Here is a 19,205-nt window from a genome sequence, read left to right as displayed (position 1 = left end):
ATTTCGGATTTTTGTTCTTGCAATGTTCTCATTTATCGGATAGGAATTTAATCATCTTAGACGCGGCGTGCGATGGCATAAGCCGCCCGGAGCTACCGATGAACGAGCAGTCCCTTGCAGGGCAGGCCGCTTTCGCGCCTGCCAATACGGCAGATGTTGCCAACGCTTTGATCGCCGATTCCGGTCTCAGGGTCGATGTCGAGCGTCGGCGCGGACGCGGCGCCGGATTGAACCCGAGCGGCCGGTTCGAGCCGCAGCAGCGCGAGGCCTTCGACGACGGCTGGCAGAGCTGGGAAGAGCTGCCGCCTTTCAAAACCGAAGTGCAGGTGGAGAAGCCGCGCACGGCCATTACACGCAACGAATCGCCCGACATACCCTTCGATCGATCGATCAACCCTTATCGCGGCTGCGAGCACGGCTGCATCTACTGCTTCGCGCGGCCGACGCATGCCTATATGGGCCTGTCGGCAGGGCTGGATTTCGAATCGAAGCTGTTTGCCAAGCCGGATGCGGCCAAGCTTCTGGAACGCGAACTAGCAAAGCCCGGCTACAAGCCGCGCGTCATCGCCATAGGGACGAATACTGATCCCTACCAGCCGATTGAGAAGGAATGGCGGATCATGCGCCAGATCCTCGAAGTGCTGAACCGGGCGAACCATCCCGTTGCTATCGTCACCAAATCTGCGCTGGTCATGCGCGATATCGATATTCTAAAGGAGATGGCCGCCAAGAACCTTGTGCGGGTGGGATTGTCGGTGACGACGCTCGACCGCAAGCTCGCGCGCACCATGGAGCCCCGGGCGGCGACGCCGCCACGGCGGCTGGAGGCGATCCAGGCTTTGAACGAGGCCGGCATCCGCACCGCGATCATGGTGGCGCCGATTATCCCTGCCCTCAACGATCATGAAATCGAGCGTATCCTCGACGCCGGCAAGGCCGCCGGCGCACTGGAAGCAAGCTATGTCATCCTGCGGCTGCCGCTTGAGGTGAGCCCGCTCTTTCGCGATTGGCTGCTGCAGCATTATCCGGATCGCTATCGCCACGTCATGTCGCTGATCCGCTCGATGCGCGGCGGCAAGGATTACGATGCGGAGTTCGGCAAGCGCATGAAGGGCGCCGGGCCTTATGCCTGGCAGATCAGCCGCCGCTTCGAAATGGCGACGCGCCGGCTCGAGCTTACGCGCCGCAATATCGCTTTGCGCGACGATCTGTTCGTGCCGCCAGACGGCAGCGGCGTCCAGTTGTCGCTGCTTTGATATTCCTTGCGGGTTTTCCCTGACCCCGCTGGAAAAGCCCCCCGGTTCGCCGCCCTGATCCACCGGGGGCTTGCAGGAGATCGGGTGGTGTGCGAGCTTCGCCGCATGACACGCAGCACATCACCCGATTCTCCAATGCTTTTCGAGGACGCCCCGCTCGTTCCCACGTTTGAGCTGGAGCTGATTGCGCGCCGAGCCGGCCATTGGCCTGTCGCCGGGGCCGATGAGGCTGGCCGGGGCCCGCTTGCCGGACGGTGGTCGCCGCCGCCGTCATTCTCGACCCTGAGCGGATCCCGCAAGGGCTCAACGATTCCAAACAGCTGACCGCGGCCAGACGCGAAGAGCTGTTCGTGGAGATTCTCGCAACAGCAACGGTCTCTATCGCCTCGTCGAGTGCCGGTCGTATCGACACGACCGATATCCGCAAGGCAAGCCTCGATGCAATGCGCCGCGCCATTTGCGGACTTGCCGTGCCGGCAAGCTATGTGCTGACCGATGGGCTCGATGTGCCAGCCGGGCTTGCATGCCCGGGAAAGGCCGTCGTCAAAGGAGACGCGCGCTCCTTCTCCATCGCTGCCGCATCGATCGTCGCCAAAGTGACCCGCGACCGGATGATGGCGCGCGCGGGCATTGTCTTTCCAGCCTATGGTTTCGCAGCCCATGCCGGCTATGGCACTCCTCAGCATCGCGCTGGCATCGAGGAGCATGGTCCCTGCCCGCTGCACCGCATGAGCTTCCGTCCGCTGCGCAAAGAGGCCGTTTGAAACTTAGCCCGTCAGTCCGGCGACGATTTCAGTCGAGCATTTTCTGATATAGGCGATGTCTTCCTTGTAGATGCGATCATGTCCTTCCTGGAGATTCCGGCGATATCTCTCGATGCCGCGGGCAGCTTCCCGTTCCATGAAAACCAATAGCGCCTCAAGCCGCTCGACGACGACGTCAAGCAATGAGCTACGCTCGTTAACGGACAGACCATAGGCATCGATAAAGATACGGGTGCGACCGACTTGGGCGGCAAGAGTGTCCATTCCCTTGATAGCGACGCCGGAGGACAGCGGCGCCCAGCGATAGACGGCATAGGCCAGATCCCATATTCGCGGACCGGGATGCGCAGCCTCGAAATCGATGATACCGCTCACTTCGCCATCGTTCAGGACGACATTGTAGGGGGCAAAATCCCCATGGCAGATTACCTCGCAAGGCGAGCGGGCCGGCAGTTGCCATGCGTAGCTAGCCGCGAGGCTTTTTGCGAACAGGGCGGAGCAATCGTGATAGCGACGCAATAGAGATGCAGCCGACCGCAGCGCCTTTTCGCCGCGCATAGCGGCGTGGCAATCGAGATCGCCGGTATCTCCGGGCAGATAAGTTACCTGCTCCCAGACCTCGTCATATCCAGCCGGATGCGGAGCTGCATCGAAACCATATCTATGTAGCGCAACCAGCAAGGCATGGACGCCCGGTGTCCAGGTGGCCACCGGTCTCACGATGAGATCGTCTTGACGAAACGGTTCGCTGCCAGTCGTTGACTGCATCCACTCTCCCCTCATGCACTGATCTTGCCTCCCACTGTGGCGATGATCAATCATGACTGAGCATGAAACAAAAAAAGCCCCGCGGAAGCAGGGCTCTTTCGAATCCGATATTGCGAGGGCTTAATTCAGCCGCGTCTTCACTTCCTTGACGGCGTCGTTGAAGAGGCGGGACTGGACGTTGCCATCGGCCTTTTTGGCAAGCACCGATTCTGCAGCGGCGATTGCCAGATCGACGGCAGCGGAGCGGACCGCCTTCATCGCATCGGCTTCGGCCTGCTTGATCTTCTGCTCGGACAGAGCCGTACGGTTGGCGACGAACTCCTCGGTCTTCTTGCGAGCCTCGGTCGTCAGCATTTCCGCTTCGCGCTCGGCTGCGGCAACAATATGTGCTGCTTCAGCCTCGGCTTCCTTGCGCTTGCGCTGATATTCGGCCAGCAGGTGCTGGGCCTCTTCACGCAGGCGCTTGGCTTCGGCCAGCTCGTTACGGATCTGATCGGCGCGGTCGTCCAGCGACTTTGCCATCATGCCGGGAACCTTGAGGTAAACGATCAGGCCTAGGAAGATGAGAAGGCTGACAAACGCAAAGAAGGTGTTGTCGAAAGAAAATTCCATGGATCAGCCCTCCTGCTTTGCGGCGGCTGCCGCAACCGCAGAGGCGACATCGGCCTTGCCGGCAACATTTCCGACCAACTGCTCGACGACAGCACCGGCCGTCTCTTCGGCAATTGCACCGACATCACCGAAGGCTTTCGCCTTGATTTCAGCAATGCGGCCTTCTGCGGCCTTGAGCTTCTCAGCCAAGCTCGCCTCGATTGCCTTGCGATCCTCTTCGGCCTTGGCCTTGGCGGCATCGCGAGCGGTGGCGCCGATGGAATTTGCCTTGGCGCGCGCAGCAGCCAATTCGCTTTCATAGGTCGCGACGGCGGCGTCGGCTTCAGCCTTCAGACGCGAGGCTTCCTCGATATCCTGGGCGATCCGGTCGTGCCGGCTTTCCAGAATGGTGCCGACGCGCGGAATAACGATCTTCTGCATGGCCACGTAGAAGATGACGAAGGTGATCACCAGCCAAAGCAGCTGTGATGGATACGTCGTATGGTCAAACGGCGGGAATACGCCGCCGTGATGGCCTTCATTCGGCGCACCCGTTTCCGTGTGCACCGCTCCGGCGGCCGGCGGTGCTTCTTCAGCATATGCCGGGGTCACAAACATGCTCACCTCCAGGTGGTCTGCAAATACAAAGAATCACGGCTCGCTGCTCGCGAACCGTGATCTATGACGCCGCTGATATCAGACGGCGAAGAGCAGGAGGAGAGCGACGAGCAGCGAGAAGATGCCCAGAGCTTCCGTAACGGCGAAGCCGAATACCAGACGGCCGAACTGGCTGTCAGCAGCCGACGGGTTGCGCAGTGCGCCGGACAGGTAGCTGCCGAAGATATTGCCGAGGCCGAGAGCCGTGCCGGCCATACCAAAGCAAGCCAAACCTGCGCCGATGAACTTTGCTGCTTCCGCGTCCATGTTGAACTCCTTTGAAATGGTTGTGCGGTGAATGACTGACGCCATTAGACGCCAATGTCTTTATCCTTAGTGGCCGCCCGGATGGATTGCGTCGTTGAGGTACATGCAAGTCAGCACCGCAAAGACGTAAGCCTGAAGGAAGGCGACAAGGAACTCGAGACCGGTGAGGGCGACGGTCATGATAAGAGGAAGAACTGCTCCGCCGATACCAAGCGCGCCGAGGGCTCCGAGCGAGGCGACAAAGCCTGCGAACACCTTGAGCGTGATATGACCGGCCAGCATGTTGGCGAAAAGACGAACAGAGAGTGAAACCGGGCGGGAGAGGAACGAGATGATCTCGATCGCCACTACCAGCGGCAAGAGAACTCCAGGAACACCTTCAGGAACGAAGATCTTGAAGAAGCCGAAACCATGCTTGATCAAGCCGTAGAAAATAACGGTGAAGATGACGAGCAGTGCGAGCGCCAGCGTGACGATGATCTGGCTGGTGACGGTGTAGAAGTAAGGAACGAGGCCGAGCAGGTTCGCCGTGAGGACGAACATGAAGAGAGAGAAGACCAGGGGGAAGAATTTCATTCCCTTCGTCCCCGCCCCCTCTTTCAACATCGAGGCGATGAACTCATAGGCCATTTCCGCAACGGACTGCGAGCGCGTCGGGACAACGGCGCGTGGCGCGCTGGCAAAATACAGAAAGCCCGCGGACAGCACTGCCGAGGCAACCATGAACAGCGAAGCATTGGTGAACGAAAAATCAATTCCACCGATATCGATCGGGATAATCTTAAAGATCAGGAACTGATGGGTAGGATCGTTTGCCACCGCTTGTTCTCTTTCATTATTCCGCTCCACCGAGCAGATGCTTCTCATCTGGAAACAACGCCGCTGCGTCGCTTCCGCTCATTTCTTACCAGGCTCACGTCCCTGCGGCTCCGGCGTCGCCACCTTGCCTGCAGAGCGTAGCACATTCAGCACGCCGGCACAGAATCCGAGAAGCAGCAAAATAATCATGCCCCACGGCGTCGTACCGAGAAAACGGTCCAGGACATAGCCCAGAACGGCTCCAACGATGATTGCAGCAATGAACTCACTGGAAAGCTTCATCGCCTGAGCGTAGCCCTTGCGGCTCTCCTCGGCGCGAACCTCCCCGCGTTCATCCTCTCTCACCGCAGCGCGCTTGTTCGCCAATTCGGCTCCCAGCTGCGCCCGCCGCTGTTCCAGACCCTCGTCACGGTCATCCGTCATGGTGGCACCCTCCCCATTTTCGTTGCGCGCAATCCCTGTACCCCGGTCAACGCGTAAACGAACAGCAGGTTTCGCCACCTTTCGGCCCGTTTTGAAGTCGCGCGCAACATAGTTTTAGGAAAAAGCATAGTCAAGGCGTAGACACCATCTGTCCAGCCATAAATTAGCCCAATTAAATCATGACTTTAGAGCGAAAGAGCCATATTGACCGAAAACTGAGCTGAAGAATCCTCCTCAGCCCATGCTTTCCCGTGGCTTTTTTGCCGGGGGAAGCGGCCCTGCCGCTGGTGTCAATCTGCCGGAACCAGTCGCCTCAGCTCCAGCCGCCGCCATAGGTCCTATAGAAGATGTGCATACCTATGCGGCCGACCTTCACCATTTCGGCTGCCCATTTCGGCCGGACATAGACAGCATGATAGTGAGTGGCGGAACCAACTTCCGGCAGCCAGATCTTGCCGGCGGTGACCGCCATGGCGACTTGGCGGGCAATACGCCAGTGTTCTGGCGAATTGACGCGCTCCTTGACGTTGTCACAGGCGAAAGAGAACTGGCAAGCGTTGGTCCAATCCTCATTCTGGTAGACGACGCCGCAGATGGTCTTCGGATAGGCGGGATTGCGAACGCGGTTGAGAATAACCTGGGCGACAGCGGCCTGTCCTTTCACGGACTCGCCGCGCGCCTCGAAATAGATGCCGGTGGCAAGGCATTGCTGCTCGTCGGATGAAAAGACCGATGGCGGCAGGACATTGGCGGCCCAGGCATGATCCTTCGGGCCGATCTGCGGCACGAAGCGCCCCTCGTCGTCCTGATCCTTGGCCAGAATGGAATCGAAGGGCGAGACACGGGCATAATCCGGCGCCGGCGAGGCATAGGCGGCGGCCAGAACATCGGCATTCTGGTTGGTGACCAGATTGGCGATATAGGCCGGCATGCTCTCGTCCGGCTTTGGCGGCTCCTTCTTGTAGAAAGCGGTGGCAATCTGGATTTCCTTGCCGCCGAGGTTCGGCTTCAGGAATGCCGTGCGTTCGCCGGTTGCCGATTCCGGCCGAAGCAGCAGGCTTTGACGCTGCAGCACCGAGCCGGCGGAAAAATCCTTCGGCGGCAGCATCGGCGTGATGGCCACCACCCTGCCTTTCTTGTCCTGCCGGTTAATGCGGTCCTCATCGGGCCGGGGATCGCTGCCCTTGGCTTCGGATTGGAACGCGACGCGCCGTCCATCCGGCAATATCAGACCGCCGTCTCCAGCGGCAGACGACGCCTTGACATCGCCAAAGGCCAGCTCCGCCTGATGGGTGGAGCCGGCTGGCGAGTCTGTCATCACCATGCGCCAGTTGGCTCCTTCCCTATCGATACCCGCAAGCAGTCCGGCAAGATCGCCATAGGCGGCGGCCGACGGAAAAATAAGCCAGGCGCAGAGCCCGAAGACGGCTGGAGAGGTCCAATTTTGTGGCAGGAACCGCGACTTGCGGCTGACATAACGCGAGCGAGACAACACCGGACTCCAAACGGCACTCGAAACCAGGAGCCGGAATAATCTCCCATTAACCTTGATGGATGGTTAATTCGGGCGAACCTATGGTCATGCAGGCGGTGAACCGAAAACAAAAGACCCAGCGGAATATCCACCGGGTCTTCTGAACCAATTGCAAGAATATCCGCGTCAGATGATGACGTGCGAGCCCAGTTCCACCACGCGGTTGGCCGGCAGGCGGAAGTAGTCCGAGGGATCGGTCGCGGCGTTGGCGAGGGCGATATAGAGCCGGTCCTGCCAGTGCGGCATGCCCGATTTCGCATCCGGCACCAGCTTGCGTCGGCCGAGATAGAAGGAGGTCGACATGATGTCGAACTTCAAGCCGGTCTTGCGCAAGGTCGCGAGCGCCTGCGAGACATTCTGTGATTCCATAAAGCCGAAGCGCAACTCGACGCGCGAGAAACGGTCCGAAACCTTCTCGACGGTATAACGATCCTCCTGGGCGACGCGCGGCTTGTTGATGGTGCGGATCGTCAGGATGACGTTCTTGTCGTGGAGGACGTGATTATGCTTCAGATTATGCAGCAGCGCGGCGGGAGCCGATTCCGGATCGCTCGTCAGGAAGATCGCCGTACCCGGCACATGCGCCGGCGAGTGATCGCTCTTGCGCTCGATCGAGCTGACGAAGGATGAGAGCGGGATATCGGTATGGCGTGTCTTTTCCATAAGGATCGCGGTGCCGCGGCGCCAGGTCCACATGATGACGGTAAAGGCCGTCGCGATCATCACCGGCACGTAGCCGCCATCGTGGATCTTCAAGAGGTTGGCGCCGAGGAAGACGAATTCCAGCAGCAAGAGCGGCGTGAGCACGGCAACCGCCATCGGCAGCGTCCAGTTCCAGCGGACACGGACGAATTCAAAGGCCATGATCGAGGTAACGACCATCGCGCCGGTCACTGAGATACCATAGGCCGTCGCCAGTGCATCCGAGGTCTTGAAGGCCAGCACCAGGAAGATGACGCCGAAGAACAGGACCGTGTTGACCGACGGCAGGAAGATCTGCCCGGTATTGGTCTCGGAGGTGAAGAGGATTTCCATGCGCGGCAGGAAGCCGAGGTGAATCGCCTGGCGGGTCAACGAGAAAGCACCCGTGATGACGGCCTGGCTGGCGATGATCGTCGCCATCGTGGCAAGAATGACCACCGGCAGGATCGCCCAGTGCGGATACATCAGGAAGAACGGATCCGACATAGCCATGGGGTCACGCAGTACTAGCGCGCCCTGACCGAAGTAGTTCAGGGTCAGCGACGGAAACACCAGCACGAACCAGGCCCACTGGATCGGGCGGCGGCCGAAATGGCCGAGGTCGGCATAGAGTGCTTCCGCGCCCGTCACCGTCAGGAACACGGCACCGAGAACGACGACGCCGAGGAAGCCCTCGCGCATCAGAAAGGTCACCGCGTACCAGGGATTGAGCGCTGCCAGAATGCTGTAATCATCAGAAATGTGCATGATGCCGACAAGACCCATGACGATGAACCACAGCGCGGTGATCGGGCCGAAGAAACGGGCGACGGCACCAGTACCATGCGACTGGATCGCAAAAAGCAATGCCAGAATGGCCACCGATATCGGCACGATATAATCCGACAATTGCGGGGTCACGAGCTTCAGACCTTCGACCGCCGAAAGGACCGAAAGCGCCGGCGTAATCATCGCGTCGCCGAGGAAAAGCGCGGCACCCAGCAATCCCAGCAACATCAGGATGGCGGTGTGGCCGTTCGCCGTCTTCATCAACAGCGCCAGGAGCGAGAGCGTGCCGCCTTCGCCGTCATTGTCCGCGCGGAGCAGAAAAAGGACATATTTGATCGTGACGATGATCGTCAGCGTCCAGAACATCAGCGAGACGACGCTGATGACTTCGCCGCGCGTCAGGCCGTCGGCGGCCACCGGCTTCAATGCTTCGCGAAAGGCATAGAGCGGGCTCGTACCGATATCGCCATAAACAACGCCGACCGAACCGAGGGCGAGGTAGGCGAGCTTGCGAGCGTCCATTTTCCCGTCGGGAGAATGATGGGTTTCGTTAGACATTCAGGATCACTAGACTCTCAGAGCCAGCCTTTCCAGCGAAAAAAGAAAAACGGAACGATGGCGGAAACCACCATCAACAACAGCGATGCAGGGTAGCCGAAGGCAAAATGCAATTCGGGCATATGTTCGAAATTCATGCCATAGACGGAGGCGACAAGCGTCGGCGGCAGGAACACCACGGAAGCGATCGAGAAGATCTTGATGATGGCGTTCTGCTCAATGTTGATCAGCCCCAGCGATGCGTCGAGCAGGAAGGTGATATTGCCCGCGACGAAGGACGCATGCTCGGAAAGAGATTGAACATCCCTCGAAACATTGCGGCAGAGATCCCTTGCTTCGTGGTCCTGCTGCATGGCGGGGATAGCTTGAAGGAAGGTCAGCAGGCGCGACAGCGAACTCAGACTGTCACGTATCTTGCTGAGCGTACGGTGATAGCGCGCTATGTCCTTGAGCTTTTCTTCGAGATAGTTCCCCGGCCGGCGGACCTTCTTCACGCGATCGCCAAATACATGCACCGACAATATATCGACACCGGCAACCGTCTGTTCAAGGACCTCGGCGGTCCGGTCGACGATCGTTTCGAGCAGCTTCGCCAGGAGCGCCACGCCTGTGCGCCGATCCTGCGGGATACGCTGAAGCGCCGCGATGAAAAGCGCGAAGGACTTCGGCTGAGCATAGCGGATGGTGATCAACCGAGGTCCCGCCAGGATAAAGGCGACATCGGTCAACATCGGTAGGCTGGTATCAGCCTTGCACAGGAGCGAGGCCGTCAAAAAGACCGAGCCGTCCTCGATATAGAGCCGGCTTGAGGGCTCTATATCCTTCATGTCCTCACGCGTCGGCACTTCGAGCCCAAGCAGCCGCTCGATATTGGCTTCCTCTTCGCGCGACGGATCGACCATATCTATCCACACGGCGTCGTCGGGCAACCGATCGATGGCCGAAAGATCGGGAAGCTCGAGCGGCTTCGAACCTGAGCAATAGGCAGTTATCAACTGCGCGCTCCTGCGGCGGCACGGATGAAGGCGGCGTCAGGACACCTTGCCCGCATCCTCTGCGATCTCACCAATGTCCGACAAAAAAAGCTCATAAAACCCCGGTCATATCCCGCCCGTCCGGCCGGGAATCCGTGTTCATGTTCCATTGCGCTGCTGTACCAATCCCTCGTCCGTCCGGGCGAAGACGCCTGCGCGGCCGAAATAAAACCACCATTTGGCGGAGATTGGTCATCGGAAACGACCGACCAGTTCCACGCAGGCGGCGCATATGCAGCAAAGCTCGCAAAGAATCAAGTCCAACCTCTTCATCGCATGCTTCGCCGCAGTTTGGCCAATCCTGCGAAGTCATAGCACAGGATGCCGCCAAGACAATCCGCCGCCACAGGGAAAGCAGATCCGTCCTGGTGAATTATTCAAATACGATCGCCGGTGCCGCGCGCTGTGGACTATCCGCGACTTGCTTCCAGACCTTGGCCGCGATTTCGCGATAAATATTTGCAACGACCCCGTTCGGCTCGGCGGCGACAAGCGGCGTTCCCGCATCCGAGGTCTCGCGAATGCCCATGGTCAGCGGCACTTCGCCCAGGAAAGGCACGCCGATGCGCTCCGCCTCCTTGCGAGCGCCGCCATGGCCGAAGATATCATAGCGCGCGCCGGTATCGGGGGCGATGAAGTAGCTCATATTCTCCACGATGCCGAGGACCGGAACCTCGACCTTGCGGAACATGTTCAAGCCCTTGCGCGCATCGATCAGCGCCAGATCCTGCGGCGTGGAGACGATGACGGCACCGGCAAGCGGCACCTGCTGCGCCATGGTGAGCTGCACGTCGCCGGTGCCGGGCGGCATATCGACAACAAGCACGTCGAGCTCGCCCCAGGCGACCTCGCGCAGCATCTGCAGCAGAGCGGATTGCACCATCGGCCCGCGCCAGATCATGGCGGTTTCCTCCTCGACGAGGAAACCCATCGACATGACCTTGAGGCCGTAATTCTCCATGGGATTGATGATGCGCCCATCGATCTGGGTGGGGCGTCCGGAAATCTTCAGGAGGCGCGGCATCGAAGGGCCGTAGATATCGGCATCCAGAATGCCGACCTTCAAGCCGTTGGCAAGCAGCCCCAGCGCCAGATTGACCGCCGTCGTCGATTTGCCGACGCCGCCCTTGCCCGAGGCGACCGCGATGATGGCTTTGACGCCCGGAACACCGATCTTGGCGGCGCGGGGCGGCTGTTGCGGCGCGTGCTGATGAGGATGCGAATGGGAATGGCCTTGCGGGGCAGCTTGCGCAGGCGCGGGCCGGGGCGCCGGAGCACCAGCCTTCTTGTCGGCCGTCAGCGCGACCAGGGCGCCCTTGACGCCGGGCATATCCTTGATGACACGCTCGGCCGCAAGCCGCAGCGGCTCCAACTCCTTGGCACGCTCGGCGGGAACGGTGATGGAAAAATAGACCTTGCCGTCGGAAATGAACACATCGGAAACCATGCCGAGCTCGACGATATTGTGCTCCAGGTCCGGGCCGCGAACCGTCTTCAACGTTTCCAGCACCTGTTCCTTGGTGATGTCTGCCATTTCATCCTCACTGCAGAATCTTTTTCGGCAGCGCGGGATACGCGGGCGCTTTCCGAAATCATTCCGGCTTAGATAGTGGAGAGGCGTGGCTTCGCCAAACGAAATTCGGGACGCCGTTGATAAAAACGTCTTCGTTGCGGCCGGCAGGTCCGCCGGGTCTATAAAGAAAAACCCTTACCAGCCGCAACGTTCTCCCAATTCGGGAAGACATGGTCGCGGGCCGACATAGATCATTCATTTGAAATATATAGGGCAACGGCACGAAAATCGTCTCGAAACTGCGTCGGAACCTAATCAGCGTGCCAAATAAGTAACAACCGCCGCCGATCCTTCGCCGGGAGAAGCTATGGCGAAGGTGTCGGCGGCGGTCGCTTGATCCGCGCACGTTTTCATCGGCGCTGTTATCAAAGTCCCCTCTGGACCTCTGTTTCCTAAGAAGCAGGAAGCGTGCCAGTTTCCAAAAATCCGGAAAGCGATGAGTCTTCAGCACGTTATTTGAATCGCACCTGGAACAGGAGAGCAGATGGTCGCTGCAGACTTCATCATATTTTATTTGCAGCGCACAAAAATTATTCACATGCTGCGCAAATTCCCATCACCGCCGTATCATGGCGTCGCCGCAATGGGAGGCCTCACTATTTTATCAATCCGACACGCAGGGCCTTGGCGACGGCCTGCGTGCGGTTGACAGTGTCGAGCTTCTTGGTTGCGCGATTGAGGTAGTGATTGACCGTATGCTCCGACAGGGAGAGGATTTCGGCGATTTCGGCGCTGGTCTTTCCAGCTGCCGTCCAATTCAGGCAATCGATCTCACGGTCGGTAAGGGTGTCGACGACGCGAACATCCAGGTTACGAATTTCGGCAAGCCGGTCGAAAACGTGAACCGCAATATAAAAGAGATCCTTGATCTCCTGCGGCGAAAAGTGTTCGCGATCGCCAGCCAAAGAAACAGCGCCGCGAAGACCCGAGGCATCATGGGTCGGGAAATAAGCGAAACGCGTCATGCGGAAACGCTCAAACAAAGCCACGACAAGCTGCGATTTGTTTTCTTCGCGATTGGGATTTGCCACCACGTCATAAAGAAAAGGCAGCGTGGAGGCGCGCAGGCGCAGCAACACGGGACTGGTCGACAGCAGGCTTTCCTGATCGTAGATCGACAGCAGCTCGGCCGGCCAGTTGTTGATTACCGAGCAGCTTTGCAGGTCGGAGGATGTGATCGGCGGAAGATTAAGGACCATGAAGGCGCGGCACTGGTAGGCCTCCGTCAATCCCTTCATGAAACGGAACACATCGAACTGCGTTTTAAGCCTGGTGATTTCCTCGATCAGATCCTCGTCGCGAGGGGACATTCCTGCTTGTACCAATGCCGCCATCATCAGTCTTCTTTATGTAAAAGAGGGCAAAAATACGAAGCTTCCGCTCGCTGCCCTTTACGATTAACGTCCCGGCGCCACTATCGGCAGCTCGGCACAATATAAGTTTTCCAAAATCGTGATTGCGTCGACGCCCGTTACTATTATCTCCCCCTCGTCACCTCGCTAAATCCTCTGCGGTTTCAGCAATCACCTGAAGATAATGGCAGTTCTTTGCCATATCTCAACAGTAAAATTCAAGATAAACGAGCAATTGCGCTAAGATCCCGCGCCGGCAGCATTAAATCCCCCGGAGTTCCCGCAGTCGTTGCGCCAGTTCTGCTGGGATCAGCGTTTGGGGCCCATGCGGTTGCGCATGTCCATCATGATCGAATCAGCGGCAACGACCACCCGTGGCGCCCATGCCTGCAGCCTCTGCTGCGTAACGCGATAGGCCGGGCCGGTCACCGAGACTCCGGCAAGCATATGACCATCATCGGACCGGATCGGCGCAGCGACGCAGCAGATACCGTTTTCGTGTTCCTCAAGATCGAAGGCGTAGCCGCGCGCCCGAATTTGCGAGATATCGGAGAGCAGCTCCGAGGAGGAGCGAAGGGTATGCTCTGTGTAGGGGCGATATTCGAGACCTGAGATTCTCTCTGTAAGCTCGGCATCGTCGAGCACAGAGAGTGCCGCCTTGCCGACACCGGTACAATAGGCGGGAGAAGCATTGCCGACCTGCGAATACATCCGCACGGATTGCTGACCCTCCACCTTGTCGAGATAGATCACCTCAGCGCCCCGCAGGACGCCGAGATGCACGGTTTCACCCGTCACCTCCTGCAAACGGTGAAGATGCGGCTCGGCAATCGCCCGAAACTCGTTGCGCGCCCAACTGCGTGAAGCAAGGGTCAGGAGCCGCAATCCGATCCGATAGCGCCCGTCGCGGTCAACCTCAAGAAGCCCCTCCTCGACAAGATGCGACAATTGCCGATGCAGCGAGCCGCGCGGCTGCTCGGAAAGCGAGAGAATGTCGGTAAAGCGCATGGGGCCATCAGCCAACGCGACGAAATCGAGCAGGGAGACAAGCTTTCCGAGCGTCCCCGTTTCCCGATCGCGATGCCTTTTATTTTTTCCCGCCTCTGAACCCAGACCCATACTCATTCATTTATCTCTGGCAAAACCGCACTGTCCTTGACACTGTCCAAGGGTAGTCCGATAATTCCATATAGTCAAATCACGTTCCGAATAATGGAACTTTTCATTGATCTTGGGAGGAGACATCTTGGCCGATATTCAGGCGCAATTTCCCGATCTGAAAGATCGCACGGTTCTCGTCACCGGCGGAGGCTCCGGCATCGGCGCAAGCCTTGTGGAGGCTTTTGCCCGTCAGGGGGCGAAAGTCGCCTTCATTGATATAGCCGAGGAACCCAGCAAGGCGCTGGCGGCCAAGCTTTCAGGTCAATTTGCCCATCCTGTTGCCTTCTACCATGCCGACCTGCGCGATGTCGGCGCAATCAAAAGCACAGTTGCGGCCGTCGAGGCCGACCTCGGGGCGATCCGGGTCCTCGTCAACAACGCGGGTTGGGACGACCGGCACGACATCGACACCACGACCGAAGAATATTGGGACAACAATCAGGCGATCAATCTGAAGCAAGTCTTCTTCGTCTCACAGGCGGCGGCACCGGGCATGCGCGCAGCCGGCGGCGGCGCGATCATCAACTTCTCCTCGATCGTCTTCAAGATGAACCCGCCGCTTCTATCATCCTACGCGACCGCGAAGTCCGGCATCATCGGGCTGACCAAGAGCTTTGCCGGACGCTTCGGGCCGGAGAATATCCGCGTTAACGCCGTTCTGCCTGGAATGATCGTCACACAGCGCCAGCTCGACCTCTGGCTGACGGAGGACGGCATGGCGAAGATGATGGACCGGCAATGCCTGAAACGCGTGCTGAGCCCCGAGGATCTGGTCGGTCCAGTCCTCTTCCTGGCTTCGGACTGCTCCGGCGCCATGACCGGACAAGCCATTACTGTCGATGGCGGTATTTTCTAATCTCAAGATTTCTGACGCAAGACTTGGAGCATTTCTCATGACGAAACCGGCACATGTCGCCGTGGACTGGGGCACCAGCAGTTTCCGGCTGTGGCTGATCGGCGAAGACGGCAGCATTCTCGCGGAGCGCCGTAGCGGCGAAGGCATGACCACGGCCGCGCAAACCGGCTTTGACAAGGTCCTGCAGGCACATCTCGACGCCGTATCGGCGCCGGACGCCATTCCCGTCATCGTCTGCGGCATGGCCGGCGCGCGCCAGGGCTGGGTGGAAGCCGGCTACATCGACACGCCAACCTCCCTTGCCGCAATCCTCACCGCCGCTGTTTCCGTGCCCGGACAATCCCGCGATATCCGTATCCTGCCTGGCCTGGCGCAACGCAGCCAACAGGTACCGGACGTCATGCGCGGCGAGGAAACGCAGCTGCTCGGAACGATTGCGGCCGATGCCACGGGCGAACAACTCGTCTGCATGCCGGGAACCCATTCGAAATGGGTGCGCGTGCTGGATGGTCAGGTGACAGGCTTTTCCACCTTCATGACGGGCGAGCTTTTCGACGTCATTACCAAGCACAGCATCCTGTCGCATGCAGTTGCCGGTGCTGCAGACATGCCGGCCGACACAAAGACATTCGAGACCGCCCTCAAGACCGCCCTGGATAAGCCGGCGCTCCTCACCAATCTACTGTTTACCGCTCGCTCCGGCCAGCTTCTCAACGGGCTGACGGCAGCCGGCGCGCAGGCGCTCATATCGGGCACACTGATCGGCGCGGAAATCGCCGGCGCGCGCGCCTCTGCGGGGCAGAATGCGGCCATCACGCTCGTTGCCTCCGGCCGCCTCCAGGCGCTCTACGAAGACGCGTTCCGCGCCCTCTCCCTCCCCTTTAAGACGATCGACGCCGATGCCGCCGTCCGCCGCGGACTTTCCGCTGCGGCCGAAGCGATCTGGTTCAAGAAAGAAAGTAAAAGCTGATGACAACTCGCACCCCCTTTCCGCCCATGAAGCGCCCGCTCATTGCCATTCTTCGCGGCATCAAGCCCGAGGAAACGGCTGACATTGTCGGCACGTTGATCGAAACAGGCTTCACGGCAATTGAAATCCCGCTGAATTCGCCGGAGCCGTTCCGCTCCATCGAAATCGCTGCCAAGATGGCGCCGGCCGATTGCCTGATCGGCGCCGGCACGGTGCTGACGGTCGAAGATGTCGACAAGCTTGATGGCGCCGGCGGCAAGCTCCTGGTGACACCGAATGTGGAGCCTGCGGTCATCAGCCGCGCCCGCGACAAAGGCATGGTGACGATGCCCGGCGTCTTCACCGCCACGGAAGCGCTTTCGGCCGCGCGCGCCGGTGCCACCGGGCTTAAATTCTTCCCCGCCGGCGTGCTCGGCGCCTCCGGCATCACGGCCATTCGCGCAGTGCTGCCGCCGGAACTCGTCATTGCGGCGGTCGGCGGCGTTTCGGACAAGAATTTCGCCGATTACACCAAGGCCGGCGTGCTCGCCTTCGGCCTCGGCACCAGCCTCTACAAGCCGGGAATGACGGCTGCAGAGGTTGCCGAACGTGCCAAGGTCACCATTTATGCCTATGATGCAGCCGTAGGAGCCTGATCTATGACCGATATTCATGATTTTCAGGGGAATATTCTCTGCAACACCTCCTCCGTCCTCGGGGAAGGCCCAACCTACGACCCTGATACGGATACAGTCTGGTGGTTCAACATCCTCGGCAAGGAATTGCACGAATTGCACCTGCCGACCGGCAAGAAGCAGGTTCACGAGCTGCCGATGATGGCGAGCGTGCTGGCACGCGTCGATGCGGAACGGCAGATGATCGCGACCGAACAGGGTCTCTTCCTGCGCGATATCGCAACTGGCGAATTGAGCTTCTATGCGGCCATTGAAGCCGACAAGCCCGAAAACCGCTCCAATGACGGACGCACGCATATTTCCGGATCGCTCTGGATCGGCACCATGGGAAAGCGCGCCGAGATGCAGGCGGGCGCGATCTATCATGTCGCCGGCGGCAAGGTGACCAAGATTTTCGACCAGATCAGCATTCCGAATTCCATCTGCTTCTCGCCCGATGGCACGATCGGATATTTCACCGATACCCGCGTCAGCCAGCTCATGCGCGTGCTCGTGGATCCCGAGACGGGGCTTCCGGCGGGCGAGCCGATCGTCATGGTCGACAGCATGGAAGATCCAGGCGGCCTCGACGGCTCGGTCTGCGACGCTGACGGCTATATCTGGAACGCGCGCTGGGGCTCCGGCTTCGTCGACAAATACAGCCCGGATGGCCTGCGCATCGAGCGCTATCGCGTGCCCGCCATGCAGCCATCCTGCCCCGCCTTCATCGGCAAGAATGCGGACCGGCTGGCCGTGACGACCGCCTGGGAAGGGCTGGATGAGGAGGCCCGCTCGATGCAGCCGCAGGCCGGTGCTCTTCTGGAGCTTGGTCTGACGGTGAAGGGCGTTTTCGACCCCCCATACAAGCTTTGATTGAAAGCCGCCTTTAGCCGATCAGGCTGAGGGCGGTATTATTTTGCCGGGTCATGCAGGGCGCAAGATACGTTCGGCCTCGAAACAAATTGAAATCTAAACTCGATCGTTCTCTGCGATCTGGTAATCTTTCCGGTTGTCTTTTGCCGCGGTAGCTATTGATTCCCCAACATATTCCTTTTGTTTCCGAGCTGCACGACGCAATTTTCTGCAACTTTTGACGGAACCAAAACCTCCCTGAGCCATTGCTTCTAGGACCGGTCCGATAACGGCCGGCATCACAAAAGTTCCACTCGCGCTGGTAAGCATGCGCGTATGACGAAGCATGCCCATCAGAATGAAAGGTAGGTTCACGATGACTGGGAAACTCTTCACTTCCGTTGCCGCAGGCGCCATCTTTGCTACGGCGTCCGTGCTTTCACCCATGGCTTTTGCCCAGGCGCAACAGCCATCGAACGGCGGCGCAGGCAATAACGCGCCAGTGACGCAAAGCGCACCGGCAACGCCTGACGTCACCAAGCCTGCTAGCTCGGCAGCACAGAAAAGTGCTCAGGCTCCTGCCCCCGCAACGGGCGGCCAAGCTGGCTATCTGACCACACAATCCGCGGATCAGATCAGCGCCAAGACCTATATGGGCCAGTCGGTCTATAACGGTCAGAATGAAAGCATCGGCAGCATCAACGACCTGATCCTGCAGAAGCAGGGCGGCGTCGTTGCCGCCATCGTCGGTGTCGGCGGCTTCCTTGGCTTAGGCCAGAAAAACGTCGCCGTTCCTTTCGATAAGATCAGCGCCACCCAGAACCCTCAGGACGGGACGGTGAAGCTGACGACGACTGAAACGGCCGATTCCCTGAAGGCTGCACCGGAGTTCAAGACCCTCTCGATGCAGGCTTCCGAAAAGGCTGCTCAATCCTCCGGAACGTCGACAATGCCGGCAACCGATAACACGACGACTTCGTCGACCACCAACAAGTAAATATCGACGAAGTCTGGCGAAAGTCATGACCTCCACCAGAGGTGGAGGTTTGAAACGCTGCGCTTGAACCGCTAGAAGCGGTATTGTTAGCGCCTAGTAGCTACGATTGAAGAGGTCGGCAAAGTCGGAAGCTTTGTCGGCCTTTTCCTGATTACGGATATATTGTCTGACGACCTGCTCGTTGTAGCCCGTCGTCGAGACGAAATACCCGCGCGCCCAAAAGTGATACCCTTTGTAGCGGCGCTTGCGCGCATATTTGTTGGCAACGTAAAGGGCCGTCTTGCCCTTCAAGAAGCCGACAATATGCGCAACCGAATATTTCGGCGGGATCGATATCAACATATGCACGTGGTCGGGCATCAAATGACCCTCCTCAATCTGGCAGCCTTTCTGCTGTGCCAGCCGACGTAAGAGCTCCCCCAACTCACGCCGCACGTCCCCGTAAAGTCTTTTCGTTCGGTATTTGCTGCCAAAAACAATGTGATACTTGCAGTCCCACGTCGCATGCGAGAGCGTTTGTTCATCCATATAACCTCCTTGTTCGAAGTCTGGGCCACGCCAGCGATCCAAGCAGAAGGTCTCTCAACTACCGTGTAGAACTCGTCCAGTCCTCCACCGTAGGTGGAGGTTTATTTAGGGATATAATACAG

Annotated in this window: 19 protein-coding genes and 1 pseudogene; 7 read left to right on the top strand and 13 right to left on the bottom strand. The window is 59.0% G+C overall.

What is annotated here, in order from left to right; genetic code table 11:
- Positions 1-98: 98 nt before the first annotated feature.
- Together ACK83U_RS02330 and ACK83U_RS02325 are read left to right on the top strand one after the other, a co-directional pair.
- Entirely contained in the window at positions 99-1,256 is a 1,158-nt protein-coding gene (locus tag ACK83U_RS02330; protein ID WP_112611427.1) for a PA0069 family radical SAM protein, read from the top strand.
- Between the two features lie 105 nt (positions 1,257-1,361).
- Positions 1,362-2,020 (top strand): annotated as a pseudogene (locus ACK83U_RS02325) (ribonuclease HII).
- A gap of 3 nt (positions 2,021-2,023) precedes the next feature.
- On the opposite strand, the gene ACK83U_RS02320 reads toward ACK83U_RS02325, so the two are convergent.
- The 12 genes from ACK83U_RS02320 to ACK83U_RS02265 all read right to left on the bottom strand — a co-directional run bounded on the left by ACK83U_RS02320 (position 2,024) and on the right by ACK83U_RS02265 (position 14,185).
- Positions 2,024-2,842, bottom strand: coding sequence for a phosphotransferase (locus ACK83U_RS02320; protein WP_412474777.1), 819 nt, complete (start codon positions 2,840-2,842; stop codon positions 2,024-2,026).
- A 66-nt stretch (positions 2,843-2,908) separates the two neighbouring features.
- A complete protein-coding gene (locus ACK83U_RS02315; RefSeq protein ID WP_112611423.1) occupies positions 2,909-3,400 on the bottom strand; it encodes a F0F1 ATP synthase subunit B in 492 nt (163 codons plus the stop codon).
- Positions 3,401-3,403: 3 nt separating this feature from the next.
- Entirely contained in the window at positions 3,404-3,997 is a 594-nt protein-coding gene (locus ACK83U_RS02310) for a F0F1 ATP synthase subunit B (protein WP_015338973.1), read from the bottom strand.
- A gap of 78 nt (positions 3,998-4,075) precedes the next feature.
- Entirely contained in the window at positions 4,076-4,303 is a 228-nt protein-coding gene (locus ACK83U_RS02305) for a F0F1 ATP synthase subunit C (protein ID WP_015338972.1), read from the bottom strand.
- A 66-nt stretch (positions 4,304-4,369) separates the two neighbouring features.
- Positions 4,370-5,122 (bottom strand): F0F1 ATP synthase subunit A, encoded by a 753-nt coding sequence (locus tag ACK83U_RS02300; protein ID WP_112335429.1) that lies wholly within the window; start codon positions 5,120-5,122, stop codon positions 4,370-4,372.
- Between the two features lie 78 nt (positions 5,123-5,200).
- Positions 5,201-5,545 carry an AtpZ/AtpI family protein gene (locus ACK83U_RS02295; RefSeq protein WP_112335428.1) on the bottom strand — a complete coding sequence of 115 codons (345 nt, stop codon included), beginning with the start codon at positions 5,543-5,545 and terminating at the stop codon, positions 5,201-5,203.
- 313 nt (positions 5,546-5,858) lie between these two features.
- Complete coding sequence (locus ACK83U_RS02290) at positions 5,859-7,037, bottom strand: cell wall hydrolase (RefSeq protein ID WP_112611421.1); 1,179 nt, start codon at positions 7,035-7,037, stop codon at positions 5,859-5,861.
- 168 nt (positions 7,038-7,205) lie between these two features.
- On the bottom strand, positions 7,206-9,071 hold the full coding sequence (locus ACK83U_RS02285) for a potassium transporter Kup (protein WP_412474776.1): 1,866 nt from the start codon (positions 9,069-9,071) through the stop codon (positions 7,206-7,208).
- Between the two features lie 53 nt (positions 9,072-9,124).
- On the bottom strand, positions 9,125-10,102 hold the full coding sequence (locus ACK83U_RS02280; RefSeq protein WP_112335424.1) for a magnesium transporter CorA family protein: 978 nt from the start codon (positions 10,100-10,102) through the stop codon (positions 9,125-9,127).
- A 412-nt stretch (positions 10,103-10,514) separates the two neighbouring features.
- The gene (gene apbC, locus ACK83U_RS02275; protein WP_112611417.1) at positions 10,515-11,675 is read right to left on the bottom strand and encodes an iron-sulfur cluster carrier protein ApbC; all 1,161 of its coding nucleotides are present in this window, start codon (positions 11,673-11,675) and stop codon (positions 10,515-10,517) included.
- 635 nt (positions 11,676-12,310) lie between these two features.
- Positions 12,311-13,051: a helix-turn-helix transcriptional regulator gene (locus tag ACK83U_RS02270; protein ID WP_412474775.1), complete on the bottom strand. Its 741-nt coding sequence runs from the start codon at positions 13,049-13,051 to the stop codon at positions 12,311-12,313.
- Between the two features lie 324 nt (positions 13,052-13,375).
- Entirely contained in the window at positions 13,376-14,185 is an 810-nt protein-coding gene (locus ACK83U_RS02265; RefSeq protein ID WP_112611415.1) for an IclR family transcriptional regulator, read from the bottom strand.
- Between the two features lie 127 nt (positions 14,186-14,312).
- Between ACK83U_RS02265 and ACK83U_RS02260 the strand changes: the two genes are divergently transcribed.
- The 5 genes from ACK83U_RS02260 to ACK83U_RS02240 all read left to right on the top strand — a co-directional run bounded on the left by ACK83U_RS02260 (position 14,313) and on the right by ACK83U_RS02240 (position 18,555).
- Positions 14,313-15,083, top strand: a complete 771-nt coding sequence (locus ACK83U_RS02260) for an SDR family oxidoreductase (RefSeq protein ID WP_112611413.1) — start codon at positions 14,313-14,315, stop codon at positions 15,081-15,083.
- Positions 15,084-15,120: 37 nt separating this feature from the next.
- Complete coding sequence (locus ACK83U_RS02255) at positions 15,121-16,053, top strand: 2-dehydro-3-deoxygalactonokinase (protein ID WP_112611411.1); 933 nt, start codon at positions 15,121-15,123, stop codon at positions 16,051-16,053.
- Positions 16,053-16,688, top strand: coding sequence for a 2-dehydro-3-deoxy-6-phosphogalactonate aldolase (locus tag ACK83U_RS02250; protein WP_112611409.1), 636 nt, complete (start codon positions 16,053-16,055; stop codon positions 16,686-16,688). The genes ACK83U_RS02255 and ACK83U_RS02250 overlap by 1 nt, the downstream gene beginning before the upstream one ends.
- Positions 16,689-16,691: 3 nt before the next feature.
- Positions 16,692-17,579, top strand: a complete 888-nt coding sequence (locus ACK83U_RS02245; protein ID WP_112335417.1) for an SMP-30/gluconolactonase/LRE family protein — start codon at positions 16,692-16,694, stop codon at positions 17,577-17,579.
- A 355-nt stretch (positions 17,580-17,934) separates the two neighbouring features.
- Positions 17,935-18,555 (top strand): PRC-barrel domain-containing protein, encoded by a 621-nt coding sequence (locus ACK83U_RS02240; RefSeq protein WP_112611407.1) that lies wholly within the window; start codon positions 17,935-17,937, stop codon positions 18,553-18,555.
- Positions 18,556-18,648: 93 nt separating this feature from the next.
- On the opposite strand, the gene tnpA is transcribed toward ACK83U_RS02240, so the two are convergent.
- On the bottom strand, positions 18,649-19,083 hold the full coding sequence (tnpA, locus tag ACK83U_RS02235; RefSeq protein WP_412474850.1) for an IS200/IS605 family transposase: 435 nt from the start codon (positions 19,081-19,083) through the stop codon (positions 18,649-18,651).
- Positions 19,084-19,205 lie beyond the last annotated feature (122 nt).

The organism is Rhizobium sp. WW22, assembly GCF_047041135.1.
Taxonomy (GTDB): Bacteria; Pseudomonadota; Alphaproteobacteria; order Rhizobiales; family Rhizobiaceae; genus Rhizobium.
The sequence above is the reverse complement of the archived record's forward strand: the minus strand, read 5'-3'. Positions and strand labels throughout refer to the sequence as shown.